The sequence below is a fragment of the Pseudomonas sp. NFX71 genome, assembly GCF_048079215.1.
Taxonomy (GTDB): domain Bacteria; phylum Pseudomonadota; class Gammaproteobacteria; order Pseudomonadales; family Pseudomonadaceae; genus Aquipseudomonas; species Aquipseudomonas fluorescens_B.
The window spans coordinates 3,011,370-3,030,822 of the sequence record NZ_CP182230.1 but is presented as its reverse complement, the minus strand read 5'-3'; the positions used below and the strand labels follow the sequence as shown (position 1 = coordinate 3,030,822).

The 19,453-nt window shown below is 59.2% G+C and carries 16 protein-coding genes; 9 read left to right on the top strand and 7 right to left on the bottom strand.

Features of this window, described 5'->3' with window-relative positions; all coding sequences use genetic code 11:
- Positions 1 to 73: 73 nt before the first annotated feature.
- The 7 genes from ACM1ZW_RS13875 to ACM1ZW_RS13845 form a co-directional block, all read right to left on the bottom strand.
- A complete protein-coding gene (locus ACM1ZW_RS13875) occupies positions 74 to 583 on the bottom strand; it encodes a disulfide bond formation protein B (protein ID WP_017340377.1) in 510 nt (169 codons plus the stop codon).
- A gap of 280 nt (positions 584 to 863) precedes the next feature.
- Positions 864 to 1,640, bottom strand: a complete 777-nt coding sequence (locus ACM1ZW_RS13870) for an ABC transporter substrate-binding protein (protein WP_017340378.1) — start codon at positions 1,638 to 1,640, stop codon at positions 864 to 866.
- Positions 1,641 to 1,953: 313 nt separating this feature from the next.
- Positions 1,954 to 2,406: a molybdopterin synthase catalytic subunit MoaE gene (gene moaE / locus ACM1ZW_RS13865; protein WP_416740714.1), complete on the bottom strand. Its 453-nt coding sequence runs from the start codon at positions 2,404 to 2,406 to the stop codon at positions 1,954 to 1,956.
- Between the two features lie 3 nt (positions 2,407 to 2,409).
- On the bottom strand, positions 2,410 to 2,652 hold the full coding sequence (gene moaD, locus ACM1ZW_RS13860) for a molybdopterin converting factor subunit 1 (RefSeq protein WP_416740713.1): 243 nt from the start codon (positions 2,650 to 2,652) through the stop codon (positions 2,410 to 2,412).
- Positions 2,649 to 3,122, bottom strand: coding sequence for a cyclic pyranopterin monophosphate synthase MoaC (moaC, locus tag ACM1ZW_RS13855; RefSeq protein WP_414879414.1), 474 nt, complete (start codon positions 3,120 to 3,122; stop codon positions 2,649 to 2,651). Before moaC ends, moaD begins: the two co-directional genes overlap by 4 nt.
- 151 nt (positions 3,123 to 3,273) lie before the next feature.
- Positions 3,274 to 4,668, bottom strand: coding sequence for a PhoH family protein (locus tag ACM1ZW_RS13850; protein WP_052909687.1), 1,395 nt, complete (start codon positions 4,666 to 4,668; stop codon positions 3,274 to 3,276).
- Between the two features lie 336 nt (positions 4,669 to 5,004).
- A complete protein-coding gene (locus tag ACM1ZW_RS13845) occupies positions 5,005 to 6,129 on the bottom strand; it encodes a polysaccharide deacetylase family protein (RefSeq protein ID WP_414879413.1) in 1,125 nt (374 codons plus the stop codon).
- Between the two features lie 161 nt (positions 6,130 to 6,290).
- On the opposite strand from ACM1ZW_RS13845, the gene yaaA reads away from it, so the two are divergent.
- The 9 genes from yaaA (at position 6,291) to ACM1ZW_RS13800 (ending at position 19,206) form a co-directional block, all read left to right on the top strand.
- Positions 6,291 to 7,070, top strand: coding sequence for a peroxide stress protein YaaA (gene yaaA, locus ACM1ZW_RS13840; RefSeq protein ID WP_017336634.1), 780 nt, complete (start codon positions 6,291 to 6,293; stop codon positions 7,068 to 7,070).
- 813 nt (positions 7,071 to 7,883) lie between these two features.
- Positions 7,884 to 9,200, top strand: a complete 1,317-nt coding sequence (locus ACM1ZW_RS13835; protein ID WP_017336633.1) for a nucleotide sugar dehydrogenase — start codon at positions 7,884 to 7,886, stop codon at positions 9,198 to 9,200.
- A 121-nt stretch (positions 9,201 to 9,321) separates the two neighbouring features.
- The gene (gene alg8, locus ACM1ZW_RS13830) at positions 9,322 to 10,803 is read left to right on the top strand and encodes a mannuronan synthase (protein WP_414879412.1); all 1,482 of its coding nucleotides are present in this window, start codon (positions 9,322 to 9,324) and stop codon (positions 10,801 to 10,803) included.
- A gap of 36 nt (positions 10,804 to 10,839) precedes the next feature.
- Positions 10,840 to 12,009 carry an alginate biosynthesis protein Alg44 gene (locus tag ACM1ZW_RS13825; protein WP_017336631.1) on the top strand — a complete coding sequence of 390 codons (1,170 nt, stop codon included), beginning with the start codon at positions 10,840 to 10,842 and terminating at the stop codon, positions 12,007 to 12,009.
- Between the two features lie 15 nt (positions 12,010 to 12,024).
- Positions 12,025 to 13,527, top strand: coding sequence for an alginate biosynthesis TPR repeat lipoprotein AlgK (algK, locus tag ACM1ZW_RS13820; protein WP_080995178.1), 1,503 nt, complete (start codon positions 12,025 to 12,027; stop codon positions 13,525 to 13,527).
- Positions 13,524 to 15,008, top strand: coding sequence for an alginate export family protein (locus tag ACM1ZW_RS13815; RefSeq protein WP_416740712.1), 1,485 nt, complete (start codon positions 13,524 to 13,526; stop codon positions 15,006 to 15,008). Before algK ends, ACM1ZW_RS13815 begins: the two co-directional genes overlap by 4 nt.
- A 26-nt stretch (positions 15,009 to 15,034) precedes the next feature.
- The gene (algG, locus tag ACM1ZW_RS13810) at positions 15,035 to 16,606 is read left to right on the top strand and encodes a mannuronan 5-epimerase AlgG (RefSeq protein ID WP_017336628.1); all 1,572 of its coding nucleotides are present in this window, start codon (positions 15,035 to 15,037) and stop codon (positions 16,604 to 16,606) included.
- Positions 16,607 to 16,616: 10 nt separating this feature from the next.
- Positions 16,617 to 18,077 carry an alginate O-acetyltransferase gene (locus ACM1ZW_RS13805; RefSeq protein ID WP_416740711.1) on the top strand — a complete coding sequence of 487 codons (1,461 nt, stop codon included), beginning with the start codon at positions 16,617 to 16,619 and terminating at the stop codon, positions 18,075 to 18,077.
- Between the two features lie 7 nt (positions 18,078 to 18,084).
- The gene (locus tag ACM1ZW_RS13800) at positions 18,085 to 19,206 is read left to right on the top strand and encodes a mannuronate-specific alginate lyase (RefSeq protein ID WP_017336626.1); all 1,122 of its coding nucleotides are present in this window, start codon (positions 18,085 to 18,087) and stop codon (positions 19,204 to 19,206) included.
- Positions 19,207 to 19,453 lie beyond the last annotated feature (247 nt).

Sequence of the window (19,453 nt, the reverse complement as noted above, 5' to 3'; positions counted from 1 at the left end):
GGCAAAACGCCCCGGCCCTCTCAACGAGGGCCGGGGCGTTTTCAGGTGTTATTCAGCGATGCGGCGAATGATCTCAGTGCAGCGTCTTGCGGTTACGCGAAGTGAGCAACGGCACCAGCACCACCACCAGTACAAAAGCGATCAACGCCCACTGTGCCAGCGACAGACCGAGGATCGGCGGGTACGGCGTGGAGCAGAAACCATCGACCTGGAACCCCAGCGGGAAGATCTTCGCCAGCGGCAGGCCATCGACAATCGGCTGCAACACATCGATGCCGCAGCTCACCGCCGGATAGAACTGGGTGTAGACGTGATGCCCGGCTACGCCGACGCCTGCCAGGGCGCAGATCACCACCAGAGTTTCAAACACCGTGATGCTGCGGCGGGTGCGCATCGCCGCACCGATGAACGCGAAGATGGCGATCAGCAGCAAGGCATAGCGTTGCAGGATGCACAGCGGGCACGGTGCCTCGCCCAGTACGATTTGCATGTACAGCGCGCCACCGATCAGCGCCAGGCAGATGATGCCCAGCAACACCAGGTAGCGCCGCTCACGGCCCAACCGCATCGTTTCCTCGCTCATTGCGTTTCCCTTCTAGATATCGATTGACCGGAAGTCTACACGCTGGCCCGGACCTTGGAGAGCCCGGGGCGCATGGAATAGATGTCGGGAAATAAACGATAAGGCGGTTAAGAAGGGATTAAATTCGGGCTGTTTCCAGAGATTTGCATGATCCCACGACCGCATCGCCAGCAGGCTGGCTCCCACAGTGGCGGGCTCTCACCCTGGAATGTACTCACAGGCTGGCCCACCTTGGAAATGCATTCAACTGTGGGAGCCAGCCTGCTGGCGATGCGATTGCTCAGTCGCCGTAGATATCAGACTTGAAATACTTGTCCGAAATCTTCTGGTACTCGCCACTGGCGCGAATGCCGTCGATGGCCGTGTTCAACTGGCTGACCAACTCGGTGTTGCCCTTGCGCACCGCAATCCCGGCACCCTCACCCACGTATTTCGGGTCCTTGAGCTCCGGGCCAACAAAGGCGTAACCCTTGCCACGGGGCATCGACAGGAAGTCGTTCAGCGGGATGGTGTCGGCAAAAATGGCATCGAGGCGACCAGCCGCCAGGTCCATGTAGATCTCTTCGTTGTTGCCGTAACGCTTGACGTTGATGCCCTTGGGTTCAAACACCTCGGTGGCGTAACGATCGGTGGTGGTCGCACGCTGCACGCCGACGGTCTTGCCCTTGAGGCTGGCGTACTGATCATCCACGGTTGCGCCTTCTTTCATCACCAGACGCGATGAGGTGAAGTAGTACTTGTGGGTGAAATCCACCGACTTCTTGCGGTCTTCGTTGATGGTCATGGACGACAGCGCCATGTCGATTTTCTTCACTTTCAGGGAAGGAATCAGGCCATCGAACTCACCTTCGACCCAGACGCACTTGACCTGCATCTGCGCGCACAAGGCATTGCCGATGTCGTAGTCGAAACCGACGATTTCGCCTTTGTCGGTTTTGGACGCAAACGGCGGGTAGGCCGCTTCGATGCCGATACGCAGGGTTTTCTCGGCGGCGAACAAAGTGCTGCACGCCAACAGGCTCAGGGCCAGACCGGTGATGAGGGGGAATTTCTTCATGTTCGTTCTCTCGCGGGTTGTTGTTGGTTTGGCAAGACAGAAGAAAGAGCAGAAACGGGGGAATGCGTTTTTTTGTACTTATAATTCCATACTGGACTTTTATGTATGAAGCGTCAATTAGAGGAAGGAAAATGTGCCGGCCGATAGTCGGGTGGTGAGCAATGAAGGTATTGGGTGAAGCTAATGACCCCATCGCGAGCAGGCTCGCTCCCACAGGGGAACGTCGTCGTACACAAATTTTGTGTTCATGGCGATCAACTGTGGGAGCGAGCCTGCTCGCGATGGGGTCAGAGCAGCCGACAAAAACGTTTGATCACTGCTTCCAGCGATCCGCCGCCGCATGATCACTGTCACGCCCTTCAACCCAACGCGCACCATCGCTGGTGTTTTCCTTCTTCCAGAACGGCGCACGGGTTTTCAGGTAGTCCATGACAAAGGCGCAGGCGTCGAACGCCGCCTGGCGGTGGGCGCTGGCGGCGCCGACGAAGACGATCGGCTCGCCAGGCTCCAGCGCGCCGATGCGATGCAGCACTTCCAGCTTGAGCAACGGCCAGCGCTGCTCGGCCTCGGCGACAATCTTGCCAAGGGCCTTTTCGGTCATGCCCGGATAGTGCTCAAGAAACATCCCGGCAACGTCTAGCCCGTCATTGAAGTCGCGCACGTAGCCGACAAAACTCACCACCGCGCCGACACCGACATTGGCGGCGTGCATGGCGTTGACTTCGGCGCCCGGATCGAACGCCGTGGATTGCACACGAATGGCCACGGCTCAGCCCCCGGTCACGGTCGGGAAGAACGCCACTTCGTCGCCCTCGCTCACCGGTTCGTCGAGTTGGCAGAGGTCTTCGTTGCGGGCGCACATCAGGTTCTGTTCGCTCAACACCTCGGCGCCATCACGCTTGGCCAACAGCGCGCGAACGTCATCGACGGTGGCGAAATCGCCTTCGACCTTCACCGAGTCGACGCCCAGTGCTTCTCTATAACGAGCGAAAAACTTCACGGTAACGTTCATGGTTGATCCGCCAGGAAATGGCCGCTCTTGCCACCGAGTTTCTCCAGCAGGCGCACGCTTTCAATGGTCATGCCGCGATCGACGGCCTTGCACATGTCGTAGATGGTCAGCGCGGCAACGCTCGCGGCGGTCAGCGCTTCCATCTCGACGCCGGTCTGCCCGGACAACTTGCAGCGCGCGACGATGCGCACGGTGTCGTCACCTTCAGCGCTGAGTTCGACTTTGACGCCAGTGAGCATCAACGGGTGGCACAGAGGAATGAGGTCGCTGGTTTTCTTCGCGGCCTGGATGCCGGCGATGCGCGCCACGGCGAACACATCACCCTTGGGATGGCCGCCGTTGACGATCATTTGCAGGGTTTCGGGCAGCATGCGCACCAGCGCCTGGGCCGTCGCTTCACGGAACGTCACGGCTTTTTCGGTGACGTCGACCATGTGGGCGCGACCTTGGGAATCGAGATGAGTCAGCACAGGGTTACTCCTGATCAAGAGCCTCGATTGTAAACCTGTGGGTCAAATTTCCGCACGCAAGATTATCCGTTGGCTGACATCCCCCTGTAGGAGCTGTGTCAGGCATAAAAAAACCGGGCGGCTTTGGGGCCGCCCGGTTTCGGTGACGTGGTTACAGATGCGATTCGGCGTATTCGGCCAGAATCGAACGCGGCACCCCTTGCAGGGTGATGTGAACGCCGTTCGGGAAGTCCTTGAAGCGTTCAGTCAGGTACGTCAGCCCGGAGCTGGTCGCGGACAGGTAAGGGGTGTCGATCTGCGCCAGGTTGCCCAGGCACACCACTTTGGAACCGGCGCCGGCACGGGTGATGATGGTTTTCATCTGGTGCGGCGTGAGGTTCTGGCATTCATCGATCAGGATCAGGCTCTGCTGGAAGCTGCGACCCCGGATGTAGTTGAGGGATTTGAACTGCAACGGCACTTTGCTGAGGATGTAGTCGACGCTGCCATGGGTGTTTTCGTCATCCATGTGCAAGGCTTCAAGGTTGTCGGTGATGGCGCCCAGCCAAGGCTCCATTTTTTCCGCTTCGGTGCCGGGCAGGAAGCCGATCTCCTGGTCCAGGCCCTGCACGCTGCGCGTCGCGATGATCCGGCGATAGCGTTTGCTGACCATGGTCTGCTCGATGGCCGCCGCCAATGCCAGGATGGTTTTACCGGAACCGGCCGCACCCGACAGGTTGACCAGGTGGATATCCGGATCGAGCAAGGCGTACAGCGCCAGGCTCTGATAGATGTCACGCGGTTTCAGGCCCCAGGCTTCCTGGTGCAACAGGGGTTCCTGATGCAGGTCGAGAATCAGCAGTTTGTCTTCGTCGATCTCCTTGATCCAGCCGACAAAACCCTGTTCGTCAATGATGAACTCGTTGATATGCACTGCCGGCAGATTGTCGATCATCTTCACCTGGTGCCAGGTGCGGCCGTGATCCTGACGGGTTTCGACATTCCTTACGAGGTCCCAGAAAGACCCGACCATGTTGTGATAGCCGTTGGGCAGCAGCGATACGTCGTCAACCAGTTGGTCGGTGCTGTAGTCCTCGGCCGCGATCCCGCAGGCACGGGCCTTGAGGCGCATGTTGATGTCTTTGGTGACCAGCACCACGGGCAACTTGGGTTCGCGCGCGTGCAGGTCGATCAACTGGTTGATGATGATGTTGTCGTTCAGGTGCTCGGGAAGAATGATGTTCGGTTCAGTACGTTTGCTCATCAGAATTGACAGCAAACCCTTCGGCCCACTTTTGCCACGCTGGATCGGTACGCCCAGTTCAACGTCTTCAGGGCTGGCATCGCCCAGGGTCTTGTCGATCAGGCGAATCGCCTGGCGGCATTCCGCAGCCACGCTGTGATGCCCGCTCTTGAGCTTGTCCAGCTCTTCAAGCACGGTCATCGGGATCGCGACGTGGTGTTCTTCGAAGTTAAGCAGGGCGTTTGGATCGTGAATCAATACGTTGGTATCGAGTACATAAAGGATTGGCTGGTTGGAGGAAGAACTACGTCCGTGATCATCCATACTCGGTCACCTTTGTGGGAGCCATTCGACGCAATACCTTGGCGGTGCTGCGCCTCGAAGTGACTGCCGAATCCACCTGTGATGATTCAAGTGAACTGCACACAAACTGGGGTCTTGGGAGACGCCACCTGTGTTGCAGGTTTCGGCGGTCTGTCTTCGTAATACTCCAAAACCTGTGACAGAAAAAAGCACTTTGACGCTTTTTTGAAGTTTATTTTTCAGAGTGACGAATAGCCCTTGGCGTGAAGGCAATGTGCCGTTAAAGTCGGAAGTCCGCCTGCACCGAATTCTTGCCTGAAATCACCCCTCGCCCAATGTTTACGGGCTTTTCCCGTTTCAGCGAAACGCGTCCTGACAGTCTTCCCAACCGATCCCGCTTGGCGCCGTTTGCGTAATGAGCCAGGGCATCGCCGTTTTCACCCCGTCCTGCTTGATGTTGAAGTTGATCACCCCGTGCCGCCACAACAGCATCAGGGTCAACACACGCTGGGCGCTCTGGTTGGCCTTGAGCTTGCCGGCGCCGTCCTGGGCATCGATGTCCCATAGCGCCACCTGCAAGCCCTGGGACCTGAAGAAGCCTTCCGCGTCAGAACGGCGCTGGCCATCGGGCGGACGGAACAGCGGTACATAGTTCTCCGGCAATTTGCTTTTGACCAGTTCGGCACTGCGCCGCACCGAGTCCTGCCAGTCCTGCCAGTGGCTGTGGGAGCGAAACTCCCAGCCTTGCACGCCGATGCACTGCGTCGAATAAGTGGCCTGCAGGCTCGCCACTGAGCGCTCGCTCAAGCGCGCCTGAATATCCTTGCCGAGGACGAAGAACGTACCCGTCATCTTCGCCTTGCGCAGGTACTCGGTGACCCACTCCGTGTTGTCCGGCGCGGCATTCGCGGCGCTGTCGAAGGTCAACAGGAACAGCCGGTCATGCATCTGTTCGCCGTTGCGCTCGTAGTCGCCAAAACGATCGACTTCGCTACTGGTTTGCGGAAACAGCGCAGCCTTGCGCAACTGCTCGTCGAGGTACTGCGCATGGAACAGCCGGCTCGGTTCCGCCCACTTTATGTAGTAGCTGTCCTCGCTGACCTGAAACTTGGCGGCTTGCTCGCGCAAGGTGGCCATGTCTTCGACCAGAAAACAGAAGGAAGCATCCTGATCGCAGCTTTGCTGGGCAAAGTTGTAGTTGGTCAGCAAGCGTTGCCACAGGCGCTGACGCAGGTTATTGACCGAATCCAGGTTGATCGTGCGCAGGCCCAGGCGCTGGGCCAGGCTCGCCTCGTCCAGCGATTCACTGGCCAGCAGCACGCGAGCGAACATCAGAATCTCTGCGCGCGAGGCGACATCGAACAGCGTCGGATTGCTGAGCTGTTCAGGCCAGGTGCTGCGATCGAGCGTCGCCACATCGCCCGGCGCCGCCACGGCACCGAAACTCAACAGCCAGGCTGATAAAAGAAAAACGATACGCAATGGGATGTCTCCATAACAAAACCCGCGCGGCACTATAGCCGATACAGTGCGTCCCACCGGCCAAGAAAAACGGGCTCACCGCCGATCACCTATGGCCTTGATAGCTGGAGTCATTAGGGACAACCCCCTAGAATCGCCCCACGATTAAAGGAGACGACTTCATGCTGATGGTGATTTCCCCCGCCAAGACCCTCGACTACGAAACACCGCCGGCGACCCAGCGCTTCACCCAGCCGCAATACCTCGACCATTCCCAGGAGCTGATCCTGCAGTTACGCGACCTGACGCCAGCGCAGATCAGCGAGCTGATGCACGTCTCCGACAAGATCGGTGGGCTCAACGCCGCACGTTTCGGCAGCTGGACCCCGGCCTTCACACCGGAAAACGCCAAGCAGGCATTGCTGGCGTTCAAGGGTGACGTTTATACCGGGTTGAACGCGCAAACCTTCAGCGAAGCCGATTTCGATTATGCCCAACAGCATCTGCGCATGTTGTCCGGCCTGTATGGCCTGTTGCGCCCACTGGACCTGATGCAGCCGTATCGCCTGGAAATGGGCACTAAATTGCCCAACGCCCGCGGCAAGGACCTCTATGCCTTCTGGGGCACGCGCATCAGCGAATGGTTGAACGAAGCCCTGGCCGACCAGGGTGATGACGTACTGCTGAACCTGGCGTCCAACGAGTACTTCTCGGCGGTCAAACGCACGGCCTTGAAGGCTCGCATCATCAATACCGAGTTCAAGGACCTGAAAAACGGCCAGTACAAAATCATCAGCTTCTACGCGAAAAAAGCCCGGGGCATGATGAGCCGCTTTGTCATCGAAGAACGCATCAACGACCCGGCAGCCCTCAAGCAATTCGATATTCAGGGCTATCGATACAGCGCCGAACAATCCAAACCGGACAACTTGGTGTTTCTTCGCGATCACGCCCCCGAGTAACGCACCTGATCGGCGCACGACCGCAAATTTTCCGTCGTGCGCCTGCGTCTGATCGTCCAACAATTTCCCGCCCGAATCGCCAACCTCTTGGCGCCAGAAAACCATCGGTCACTTTCCTAACTTTAGTTTCACTCGACGCCGATGAATTTTTTCAGTAGTGGCACTGAAATTTTTTATCGGTAGTGGCACAAAACTATCTTTCTTGCTTATCGCCCCGTGTAACAAGGGTGAGACAGCACGTGCCATCAATTTGAAAGTAGTGCCATCTTTCTCAATATTTCAAGAAATTTCAGAATTCGCGATGGGCGGACAGGAACTATGTCCAAATGCGTAGCTCATACCACCGGTAACGATTATCTCTGAACATGTACGAGATAACTTACGCAGAGAAGAGACCACGTAGCGAAGTTGTCACAATAACTTCGGCTAAATAATCCCTGATTTGGGCAACACATGAAGGACAGGAGATAACGCATCACTACTATCCCCTACACGGCCAAGGCTGCGCCCCTATAAACGTGCTCTCCCGAGCACCCGAACCGCTTGATTTACGGGCTTATGGCCTGGCATTGAGCGCGCAAGACCTTTGCACGGATGACCTCTGACCAGAGGACTCGGCTGCATAACAGGGCAGACCATAATAATAAGGCCTAGTTGCGCACACCTTGAGTGCACTTATTTAGACACTCGGAACTTAGTATGCCTGCACACGGCATTGCGGCGCCTGTCGCCCAAACTTCCGAGTGCACTATGACCGCTGAACACCATTAACTCCGGCCATGTAATGGCTTGATAAATACAGAGGTAAATGCGATGCGCATCAGCATATTTGGTTTGGGTTACGTCGGTGCAGTATGTGCCGGTTGCCTGTCTGCACGGGGCCATGACGTCGTTGGCGTCGATGTCGCCAAAGACAAGATCGATATGATCAACGCCGGCAAATCGCCGATCGTTGAACCGGGTCTGGGCGAACTGCTGGCCAAGGGTATCGAAACCGGCCGCCTGCGCGGTACGACCGACTTCGCAGAAGCGATTCGCGACACCGACCTGTCGATGATCTGCGTCGGCACGCCGAGCAAGAAGAACGGCGATCTGGAACTGAACTACATCGAAGCGGTATGCCGCGAGATCGGTTTTGTCCTGCGTGACAAAACCACCCGCCACACCATCGTGGTTCGCAGCACCGTACTGCCAGGCACAGTCGCAAACGTTGTCATCCCGATTCTCGAAGATTGCTCCGGCAAGAAAGCCGGCGTCGATTTCGGTGTGGCGGTGAACCCTGAGTTCCTGCGTGAAAGCACCGCGATTGCCGACTACGACTTGCCACCGATGACCGTCATCGGCGAGTTCGACAAGGCATCCGGCGACGTTCTGCAATCGCTGTACGAGGAACTCGACGCGCCGATCATCCGCAAGGACATCGCCGTTGCCGAGATGATCAAGTACACCTGCAACGTGTGGCACGCCACCAAGGTGACCTTCGCCAACGAGATCGGCAACATCGCCAAGGCGTGCGGCGTCGATGGTCGGGAAGTGATGGAAGTGGTCTGCCAGGACAAGACATTGAACCTGTCCCAGTACTACATGCGCCCCGGTTTTGCGTTCGGCGGCTCGTGCCTGCCGAAAGACGTGCGGGCCCTGACCTACCGCGCCGGCGCCCTCGACGTGGAATCGCCGTTGCTGAACTCGCTGATGCGCAGTAACGAATCCCAGGTGCAAAACGCCTTCGACATCGTTTCCAGCCACGACAAACGCAAAGTTGCCCTGCTGGGCCTGAGCTTCAAGGCCGGCACCGATGACCTGCGCGAAAGCCCGCTGGTTGATCTGGCAGAAATGCTGATCGGCAAAGGCTACGACCTGAGCATCTACGACGCCAACGTCGAATACGCCCGCGTTCACGGCGCGAACAAGGACTACATCGAGTCGAAGATCCCTCACGTCTCGTCCTTGCTCAATTCCGACTTCGACGAAGTGATCAACAACTCCGACGTGATCATCCTCGGCAACCGTGACGAGAAATTCCGCGCCTTGGCGCAGAACGCTCCGCACGGCAAGCAAGTGATCGACCTGGTCGGCTTCATGTCTCAAGCCACCAGCGTGAGTGGCCGGACTGAAGGCATCTGCTGGTAACAAGCGGCATCGGGAGGGTTTGCGGCGTTCCCCAGCCTGCAAACCCTCCCGGCTTTTTCGCCTGCCTTAACCCCATCGGGCCACCCCACAGGCTCGCCCGAGATCGAGACGGATGCAGATTATGCACAGGCTAAAGCACGGCCTACTTCAGGCCGCCGGTTGGCTGTTTTACCTAAGTTTATTGATGGGCATCGCCATGGCGTTGCCTGCGTCCACATTCGATTCCGATTCGAAGGACTTTATCTTCCTCATCGGCTTCATCGGGATCTGGCGCTATTCGATGGGTGCCACGCACTTCCTGCGCGGCATGCTGTTTCTGTACGTGGTCTACCCGCACCTGCGGCGCAAAGTGCGCAAGCTGGGTAAAGCGGCAGACCCGTCCCATGTGTTTTTGATGGTCACCAGTTTTCGTATCGACGCGCTGACCACCGCCCAGGTCTATGCCTCGGTGATTCGCGAAGCGATCGACTGCGGCCTGCCGACCACCATGGTCTGCTCCATCGTGGAAATGTCCGATGAGAAGCTGGTGAAGAGCCTCTGGACCAAGATGAATCCACCGGAGCGGGTCAAGCTCGACTTCGTGCGCATTCCCGGCACCGGCAAGCGTGACGGCCTGGCCTACGGTTTCCGCGCCATCTCCCGCCACCTGCCGGACGACCGTGCCGTGGTTGCCGTGATCGATGGCGACACCGTGCTTGCCGAAGGCGTCGTGCTCAAGACCGTGCCGTGGTTCAAGCTGTTCAGCAACGTCGGCGGCCTGACCACCAACGAGTTCTGCGAAGTGCGCGGCGGCTACATCATGAGCGAGTGGCACAAACTGCGCTTCGCCCAGCGTCACATCAACATGTGCTCGATGGCGCTGTCCAAGCGCGTGCTGACCATGACCGGCCGGATGTCGGTGTTCCGCGCAACCGTGGTCACCGACCCGGACTTCATCGCGGACGTGGAAAGCGACTCGCTGCAACACTGGCGCCTGGGTCGCTTCAAGTTCCTGACCGGTGACGACAAGTCGAGCTGGTTCAGCCTGATGCGCCTGGGCTACGACACGTTCTACGTGCCGGACGCCGCGATCCACACCGTGGAACACCCGCCGGAAAAAAGCTTCATCAAGGCCAGCCGCAAACTGATGTTCCGCTGGTACGGCAACAACCTGCGCCAGAACGCCCGCGCCCTGGGCCTGGGTGTCAAACGCCTCGGCCTGTTCACCTCGGTGGTGCTGTTCGATCAGCGCGTGTCGATGTGGACCTCGCTGCTGGGCCTGACGGTCGCGATCATCGCGTCCTTCAAGTACGGCACCGCGTTCATCCTGGTGTACCTGCTGTGGATCGGCATTACCCGCCTGATCCTGACCCTGCTGCTGTCCTGCTCCGGTCACCGGATCGGCCCGGCCTACCCGGCGATTCTCTATTACAACCAGATCGTCGGCGCGCTGGTGAAGATCTACGTGTTCTTCCGCCTCGACCAACAATCCTGGACTCGCCAGGACACCAAACTGACCCGTGATCTCGCCAGCTTTCAACGTTGGTTCAACACTTGGTCGTCTCGGACCATGACCTTCTCCGCCGGCAGCATTTTTGTTGCCGTGCTGCTGATGATGGTCTGACCGCCCCCTTATTGAATTAACCAGGAAATCGCCCCTATGAATACCGCCGTCAACGCCAACGTAGTGCATGAGTCAGAAGCCCAGCGCCAACACGCCCGAGTGAAAATTCCGGCCAAGCTGCGCTTCTTCGGTCCGGACCGGACCCCGATGGAAGCTCGAGTGATCGACCTCTCTGCCGGCGGCCTGGCCTTCAACGCCGGTCAACTGCCACTGAAAATCGGCGACGTGTACAAGGCTCGCCTGCAGTTCGTCATCGATAACCTTGGCCTGGCCATGGACGTGGAGCTGCAAGTGCGCTCCGTCGACCGCCAGACCGGTCGTGCCGGCTGCCAGTTCCAGAACCTGGAACCGCAAGACATCTCGACCCTGCGTCACCTGATCACCTCTCACCTGGCCGGCGATATCGTCAGCATGGGTGAAGTGCTGGCGACCCTGCAGCGCGACAACTTCACCAAGGCGCGCAAGGTCAAGGATGGCGGCCACGGCATGACCGCGTTCGGTCGTCTGCGTGCAGTGACCTTCAGCCTGGCGATTTTCATCGTCGGCCTGGCGGCGTTCGGTTTCATCTTCAAATCGGTGTACGGCATGTACTTCGTCAGCCATGCGCAGGCCGGTCTGGTCAGCGTGCCGGGCATGAACATCACCATGCCGCGTGACGGCACCGTGCAGAGCCTGATCAAGGCTGACGGCATTGCCGCCAAAGGCGCTCCGCTCGCAACGTTCAGCACCAGCATGCTCGACGTGCTCAAGGGCCATCTTGACGACAATCAACTGCAACCGGCCAAGGTCGAAGAACTGTTCGGCAAGCAAATGACCGGCACCCTGACGTCGCCGTGCGATTGCACCGTGGCCCAGCAGCTGGTCGCCAACGGTCAGTACGCCAGCAAGGGCGACGTGATCTTCCAACTGGTGCCGCGCAACAGCGAAGCCAATGTCGAAGCGCGCTTCTCCTATCGCCAGTTCGGCGACGTGCGTCCAGGCACCAACGTCAGCTTCCAGATTGCCGGCGAAGACAAAACCCGCACCGGCAAGATCGTCAGCAGCACCAGCCTGAAAAGCGCCGACCTGTCGTCCGACATCCGCGTGCTGATCCAGCCTGACGAGCCGCTGGACAGCAAATTCGCTGGCCGCCCGGTTGAAGTGAACAGCGACCGTGGCCCGAACCTGAACTGGCTGATCGATAAAGCCATGGCTTCCGGTATCTAAGCAGAGGACATGCCCGTGACCATCACAAAAATCTCGAATACGCCGCAGTCCCTGTGGGAGCGAGCCTGCTCGCGATGGGATCGCCGCGGTTTGTCTGATGTACCGAGCCGCTTGAATCGCCAGCAGGCTGGCTCCCACAGGGGGGCGGTGTGTGCTTTGGCCCTGGCCGTGAGCCTGGCCGGTTGCGCCGGCCTGCCCGACCAGCGCCTGGCCAATGAAGCCCTGAAGCGCGGCGACACCACGCTGGCGCAGCAGAACTACAAGCAACTGGCCGACCTGGGCTACAGCGAGGCGCAAGTAGGCCTCGCCGATATCCAGGTCGACAGCCGCGACCCGGCGCAGATCAAACAGGCCGAGGCGACTTATCGCGCCGCGGCCGACGTTTCGCCGCGCGCCCAGGCTCGCCTGGGTCGCCTGCTGGTGGCCAAGCCCGGTTCCACCGAAGCCGAACAGCACGAAGCCGAAGGCCTGTTGAAAAAAGCCTCGGCCAATGGCGAAGGCAATACCCTGATTCCGCTGGCGATGCTGTACCTGCAATACCCGCACAGTTTCCCCAACGTCAACGCGCAACAGCAGATCAGCCAATGGCGCGCCGAAGGCAAACCGGAAGCGGGCCTGGCCCAAGTGCTGCTCTATCGCACCCAGGGCACCTACGACCAGCATCTGGACGAAGTCGTCACCATCTGCAAAGCCGCGTTGAACACCACCGACATCTGCTATGTCGAGCTGGCCACGGTTTACCAGAAGCAAGGCAAGCCGGAACAGCAGGCCGAGCTGATCAAGCAGATGCAAGCGGCGCATACCCGCGGCACCGTTTCCGCTCAACGCGTGGACAGCGTCGCGCGTGTGCTCGGTGATGCAAGCCTGGGCAAGACCGACGAAAAAACCGCTCAGTCGCTGCTCGAAGACATCGCCCCCGCCTACCCCGCTTCCTGGGTCAGCCTGGCGCAATTGCTCTACGACTTCCCGGAACTCGGTGACGTCGACACGATGATGAAGTACCTGGACAACGGCCGCGCCGCTGACCAGCCGCGCGCCGAACTGTTGCTCGGCAAGCTGTACTACGAAGGCAAATGGGTGCCGGCCGACGCGAAAGTCGCCGAAGAGCACTTCCAGAAAGCCGTCGGCAAAGAAGTCGCCGCCGATTACTACCTCGGCCAGATTTACCGCCGCGGTTACCTGGGCAAGGTCTATTCGCAGAAAGCCCTGGATCACCTGCTGACCGCTGCGCGCAACGGCCAGAACAGTGCCGACTTCGCCATCGCCCAGCTGTTTTCCCAAGGCAAGGGCACCCGGCCCAACCCGCTTAACGCTTACGTCTTCAGCCAATTGGCCAAGGCACAGAACACGCCGCAAGCCACCGAGCTTGCACAAACACTCGAAACCCAACTGCCGCCTGCCCAGCTCGCCGAGGCCCAACGCCTGTTGAAACAAGAACAGGCCGTTCGTGGTGCCTTGAGTCAGAACACGCTGGAACTGCATGCCCTGGAAGAAGAAGACGGCGAGGAATCCCTATGAAGTTGAATCCATTCGTGAAGGCCGGTATCGGCCTGTCATTCGCCCTCTTGTGGTCGTGCCCAACCCTGGCGGCCTTGACCGACACCAAGAACTACGGTCTCGACGTGAAAGTCACCGGCCAGTCCGAAGACGACCGTGACCTCGGCACCGCCAGTGGCGGCGACGTCAGCGGCGTCGGCCTCGACCTGCGCCCCTGGGTCTATGGCGAGAGCGGCGCGTGGAGCGCCTACGCGATGGGTCAGGCCGTGACGTCCACCGACATCATCGAAACCGACACCTTGCAGCAGTCCGACAACGACGGCACCCAGACCACCGACAACGGTGATCGCAAGACCAAGAAAAACTACCTGGCCATGCGCGAATTCTGGGTCGGCTACAGCGGCCTCACGCCGTACCCGGGCGAGCAGTTGAAGCTCGGTCGCCAACGCCTGCGCAACGACGACGGCCAATGGCGCGACACCAACATCGAAGCCCTGAACTGGACCTTCGACACCACCCTGTTGCGCGCCAACGTCGGTATTGCCGAACGCTTCAGCGAATACCGCACCGACCTGAAAGAGCTGGCACCGAAAGACAAGGATCGCCTGCACCTCTACGCCGATACCGCGTACCAATGGACGCCGGGCAACTGGGTCGGGATTCGCGGTCATCACACCCACGATGACGGCAAGCTCGACTACCCGGAACCGGGTGTGGCCGGCGACTCGCTGGACAAGAAACAGAACGGCGACATCAGCTGGCTCGGCCTCACCGCCGACAGCGACGCCTACAACTACCGCAACACCAACACCGTCAATTACTGGGGCAGCGTCACCGGCATGAGCGGCGACACCGACACGGTGAATCAGCTCAACGCCGACGGTACCCGTCCGACAGAAGCCAAGCGCGGTGAAGACCTCAACGGCTGGGCCACCGATATCGGCGTGCGCCTGCGCCTCGATCCGCAATGGCAAGTGGGTGCAGCCTATGCCCGCGCCAGTGCCGATTACGAGCAGAACGGCCTGGAAAGCAACCGTTCGAACTACACCGGTACGCGATCGCGGGTTCACCGTTTCGGCGAAGCGTTCCGTGGCGAAATGAACAACATGCAAACCGCAACGTTGTTCGGTTCGTGGATGCTCAACGACGAATACGACGCCAGTGTGATCTACCACAAGTTCTGGCGCGTCGACGGCAACAAGCCGGTCGGCAGCAACGGCATCAACGCCGTCGAGAACGACACCGACCCGACCGGCGCGATTCTCTCCAGCACGTCCCTGCCGCTGGAAGACGGCAACAAAGACCTCGGCCAGGAAATGGACCTCGTGGTCACCAAGTACTTCAAGCAAGGCCTGTTGCCTGCCGCGTTGAGCCAGTCGATCGATGAGCCTTCGGCCCTCGTGCGCTTGCGTGGCGGTGTGTTCAAGCCAGGCGATGCCTACGGCAAAGAAGTCGACTCGTACATGCACCGCGCGTTTGTCGACGTGATCTGGCGCTTCTGATGCGAACCGCTAAGGGAGTTCCTGACATGAACAGTCCGAAGAGAGGCTCACTGACCTTGCTGGCCGGCGCGATGCTGCTGGCAAGCTCGGCGTGCTTCGCCAATGTGGAACCGGTCAAGCCGGTCACCACGGCCAAGGAATTGCAGCAGGCCAAGACCTACACCGTCAGCAGCGCGCCAACCGCGCCGCTGGAGCTGGAAAAACCGAAACTGCCGGACACCTCCGGCTACACCGCCGAAGCCATCGCTGCGAAAGTCGTGCGCACCAAGGCCGGCAAGATCAGCGTACGCCGGATGATGCAGGAAAACGCCCTGAAGGACTTCATCGGCGGCGATAACAAAATGGCCGAATGGGTGGTGCGTCAGCACGGCATCCCGCAGGCGATTTTCATCGACGACGGCTACATGAACCTCAAGGACCTGACCAAGAAGCTGCCCAAGCAGTACTTCAGCGAAACCTCGCCGGGCGTGTTCCTGGCGAAGTTGCCGATCGTGGTCGGTGAGAAAGGCATCCTGGAAATCGACAAGCAGACCCAGGAATTGCGCCTGTCCCAAGAGGCCGGTTCATTCCTGGTCAACGACGGTCAGCTGTTTGTGCGTGATACCAAAATCACGGGCTGGAGCGAGAAGGCAAACGGCCCGGCGGCCTTCAAGTCGCCGAAGGAATTCCGTCCGTTCCTGCTGTCCTGGGGCGGCACCCAGACCTACATCGCCAACAGCAAGATCGCCAGTTTCGGTTACGCCAACAGTAAGTCCTACGGGGTGAGTATTTCCCAGTACACGCCGAACATGGCCAAGGTGCTCAAGCGCCCAGAACCGAGCGGCTGGATCGTCGGCTCCGAGTTCTCGGACATGTGGTACGGCTTCTACTGCTACGAAACCCGCGACTTCGTGGTCAAGGGCAACACCTACAAAGACAACATCGTCTACGGCATTGACCCGCATGACCGTTCCCACGGGCTGATCATCGCCGACAACACCGTCTACGGGACCAAGAAGAAGCACGGGATCATCATTTCCCGTGAGGTCAACGACAGCTTCATCTTCAACAACCGCAGCTACGACAACAAGTTGTCGGGCCTGGTGATCGACCGTAACAGCGTCAACAACGTCATCGCCTACAACGAGATCTACAAGAACCACACCGACGGCATCACCCTCTACGAGAGTGCCGACAACCTGCTGTGGGCCAACAAGGTGATCAGCAACCGTCGCCACGGCATCCGTATTCGTAACAGTGTGAACATCCGCCTCTACGAAAACCTGGCCATGGCCAACGGGCTGACCGGCGTCTACGGCCACATCAAGGACCTGACCGACACCGACCGCGACATCAAGCTCGACCCGTTCGACGCCCAGGTGTCGCTGATCATCGTCGGCGGCGAACTGGCCGGTAACGGCAGCGGGCCGCTGTCCATCGACTCGCCGCTGAGCGTCGAGCTGTATCGCGTGTCCATGCTCGCCCCGACAAAATCCAGCGGCATCAGCTTCAACGGGATTCTCGGCGAGCGTCAGGATGAAATTCTCGACCTGCTGGTACGCCAGCAGAAAGCCGTGCTGATCGACCCTGTCGAACGCCAGACCGAAATGCGGGACTGAGGATAATCTTATGCACCCACACTTGATCAAATTACTCAGCTTGTCGGCCCTGACCGCCGGCATTCTCGCAGCCAGCGCTGGCGTCCGTGCCGATGAAGCTGCCAGTAAAGCAAGTCCACCGGCATTCAACGCCGAGCCGTGCTGCAACCTGTGCCCGGAAGCCCACGACGCGAAGAACTACACCACGCGTTATCAGCAGAACTTCACCACGCTGGTGCAGGCCCAGGGCGACTGGCTGTTCCGTACGCAGGAAGACTTGCGCACCGAATTCAACACCACCCCCGCCGGCTACAAACGCATGAAAGAACTGCACGATGCGTTCAAGAGCAAAGGCGTGGAGCTCGTTGTTGTTTATCAACCCACGCGTGGCCTGGTGAACCGCAACAAGCTCAATCCGGAAGACAAGGCCAAATTCGATTTCGACAAGGCTTTGAAGAACTACAAGACCATGCTCGGCCGTTTCGAGCAGATGGGTTACGTAGTGCCAGACCTGTCGCCGCTGACCAACGAATCGCTGCCCGACACCCTGCCCGCCCACGACTTCTACTTCCGCGGCGATCAGCACTGGACGCCGTATGGCGCCCAGCGCACGGCGAAAATCGTCGGTGAGAAAATCAAGCAACTGCCTGAGTTTGCCGGCATTCCGAAACGCGAATTCGAGAGCCATAAGTCGGGTCGCATGGGCAAGACCGGAACGTTACACAACATGGCCGGTCAACTCTGTGGCACCAGCTACGCGATCCAGTACATGGATCAATTCACCACCGAGCCGAAAGGCGAAGCGGCGGACGGCGACCTGTTCAGTGACTCCGGCAATCCCGAGATCACCCTGGTCGGCACCAGCCACAGTGGCAAGAACTACAACTTCGCCGGTTTCCTCGAAGAGGCCATCGGCGCCGACATCCTCAACGTGGCGTTCCCTGGCGGTGGCCTGGAAGGTTCGATGCTGCAGTACCTGGGCAGCGAAGAGTTCCAGACCAAGCCGCCGAAGATTCTGATCTGGGAATTCTCGCCGCTCTATCGCCTCGACCAGGAAACCATCTACCGCCAGATGATGGCGCTGCTGGACAACGGCTGCGAAGGAAAGGATGCACAGATGAGCGGCAGTGCCACGTTGAAACCGGGCAAGAACGAATTGATGGTCAACAGCAAGAACCTGAACCTGCAAAACAGCGGTCACCAGGTTGACATCCGTTTCGCCGATACGTCGGTGAAAACCCTGCAAGCCACCCTCTGGTACATGAACGGTCGCCACGAGGACATCAAGATCGAAAAACCGGAAACCTCCGAAACCGACGGGCGTTTCGCTTTCGAGTTGCGCACGGACGAAGACTGGGCCTCGCAGAATCTGCTGGCCGTCGAAGTCCAGGGCCCTGAAGCAGGTGCCGCGCCACAGAAAGTCGAAGCGAAAATCTGCAAACGCAACGTGTTCCCAGGCGCTGAGCAACGTACCGCTCAAGCCGGGCAATGAGGCAATCATGCAAACCCGAACTTTGAAAAGACTGATCGCACCGTCCCTGTTGAGCCTGGCCATGTTTGCCGGTGCGACCCAGGCCGCCGCGCCCCTGCGTCCACCCCAGGGTTACTTCGCGCCGATCGAAAAAATCAAAACCGGCGACAAGAGCGAAGGCTGTGACGCCATGCCGACGCCCTACACCGGTTCGCTGCAATTTCGCAGCAAATACGAAGGCTCCGACAAGGCACGTTCGACCCTGAACAAAGCCTCGGAAAAAGCCTTCCGCGACACCACCGCCGACATCACCAAGATCGAGCGCGGCACCAGCAAGCGCGTGATGCAGTACATGCGTGACGGTCGCCCGGAACAGCTCGAATGCACGCTGAACTGGTTGACCGCGTGGGCCAAGGCCGATGCGTTGATGTCCAAGGACTTCAACCACACCGGCAAGTCCATGCGCAAATGGGCGCTGGGCAGCATGGCGTCTTCGTACCTGCGCCTGAAATTCTCCGACTCGCATCCGTTGGCCAACCATCAGCAAGAGTCGCAGTTGATTGAAGCCTGGTTCAGCAAAATGGCGGATCAGGTGGTCAGTGACTGGGACAACCTGCCGCTGGAAAAAACCAACAACCACTCGTACTGGTCCGCCTGGTCGGTGATGGCAACGTCCATCGCCACCAACCGCCGCGACCTGTTCGACTGGTCGGTGAAGGAATTCAAGGTCGGCGCCAATCAGATCGACGCCCAGGGTTTCCTGCCGAACGAACTCAAGCGCCAGCAACGCGCCCTCGCCTATCACAACTATGCCCTGCCGCCATTGGCGATGATCGCCAGTTTCGCTCAGGTCAACGGTGTGGACTTGCGTCAGGAAAACAACGGCGCATTGAAACGCCTGGGTGACCGAGTGCTCGCGGGTGTCAAAGACCCGGAAGAATTCGAGAAGAAGAACGGTAAGGAACAGGACATGACCGACCTCAAGGTCGACTCGAAATTCGCCTGGCTCGAACCGTTCTGCACGCTCTACACCTGCTCGCCGGATGTGCTTGAGAAGAAGCACGAGATGCAGCCATTCAAGACCTTCCGCCTCGGGGGTGACCTGACCAAGGTCTACGATCCGGCCAACGAAAAAGGTAAAGGCTCTTAACGTTCACTGTATTCCCCTGTGGCGAGGGAGCTTGCTCCCGCTCGGCTGCGAAGCAGTCGTAACCCAGTAAACGCGGACTGACTGACACACCGCGTTCATCAGGTTCAGGGGCGCTTCGCACCCCAGCGGGAGCAAGCTCCCTCGCCACAGGCTAGTGCGCAACATGCAATACAACCGTCCCGAATTCTATGGGGGGGTTTGGGGGGGCTGCGGCCCTTGACTGTTGGTTAAACATGGAGAGACCGGG

Excerpts from the sequence above, each read along its gene's own strand:
- ACM1ZW_RS13875 (WP_017340377.1), bottom strand. The coding sequence starts at position 583 with ATGAGCGAGGAAACGATGCGGTTGGGCCGTGAGCGGCGCTACCTGGTG.
- ACM1ZW_RS13870 (WP_017340378.1), bottom strand. The coding sequence starts at position 1,640 with ATGAAGAAATTCCCCCTCATCACCGGTCTGGCCCTGAGCCTGTTGGCG.
- moaD (WP_416740713.1), bottom strand. The coding sequence starts at position 2,652 with ATGAACGTTACCGTGAAGTTTTTCGCTCGTTATAGAGAAGCACTGGGC.
- ACM1ZW_RS13850 (WP_052909687.1), bottom strand. The coding sequence starts at position 4,668 with ATGGATGATCACGGACGTAGTTCTTCCTCCAACCAGCCAATCCTTTAT.
- yaaA (WP_017336634.1), top strand. The coding sequence starts at position 6,291 with ATGCTGATGGTGATTTCCCCCGCCAAGACCCTCGACTACGAAACACCG.
- ACM1ZW_RS13835 (WP_017336633.1), top strand. The coding sequence starts at position 7,884 with ATGCGCATCAGCATATTTGGTTTGGGTTACGTCGGTGCAGTATGTGCC.
- alg8 (WP_414879412.1), top strand. The coding sequence starts at position 9,322 with ATGCACAGGCTAAAGCACGGCCTACTTCAGGCCGCCGGTTGGCTGTTT.
- ACM1ZW_RS13825 (WP_017336631.1), top strand. The coding sequence starts at position 10,840 with ATGAATACCGCCGTCAACGCCAACGTAGTGCATGAGTCAGAAGCCCAG.
- ACM1ZW_RS13815 (WP_416740712.1), top strand. The coding sequence starts at position 13,524 with ATGAAGTTGAATCCATTCGTGAAGGCCGGTATCGGCCTGTCATTCGCC.
- algG (WP_017336628.1), top strand. The coding sequence starts at position 15,035 with ATGAACAGTCCGAAGAGAGGCTCACTGACCTTGCTGGCCGGCGCGATG.
- ACM1ZW_RS13805 (WP_416740711.1), top strand. The coding sequence starts at position 16,617 with ATGCACCCACACTTGATCAAATTACTCAGCTTGTCGGCCCTGACCGCC.
- ACM1ZW_RS13800 (WP_017336626.1), top strand. The coding sequence starts at position 18,085 with ATGCAAACCCGAACTTTGAAAAGACTGATCGCACCGTCCCTGTTGAGC.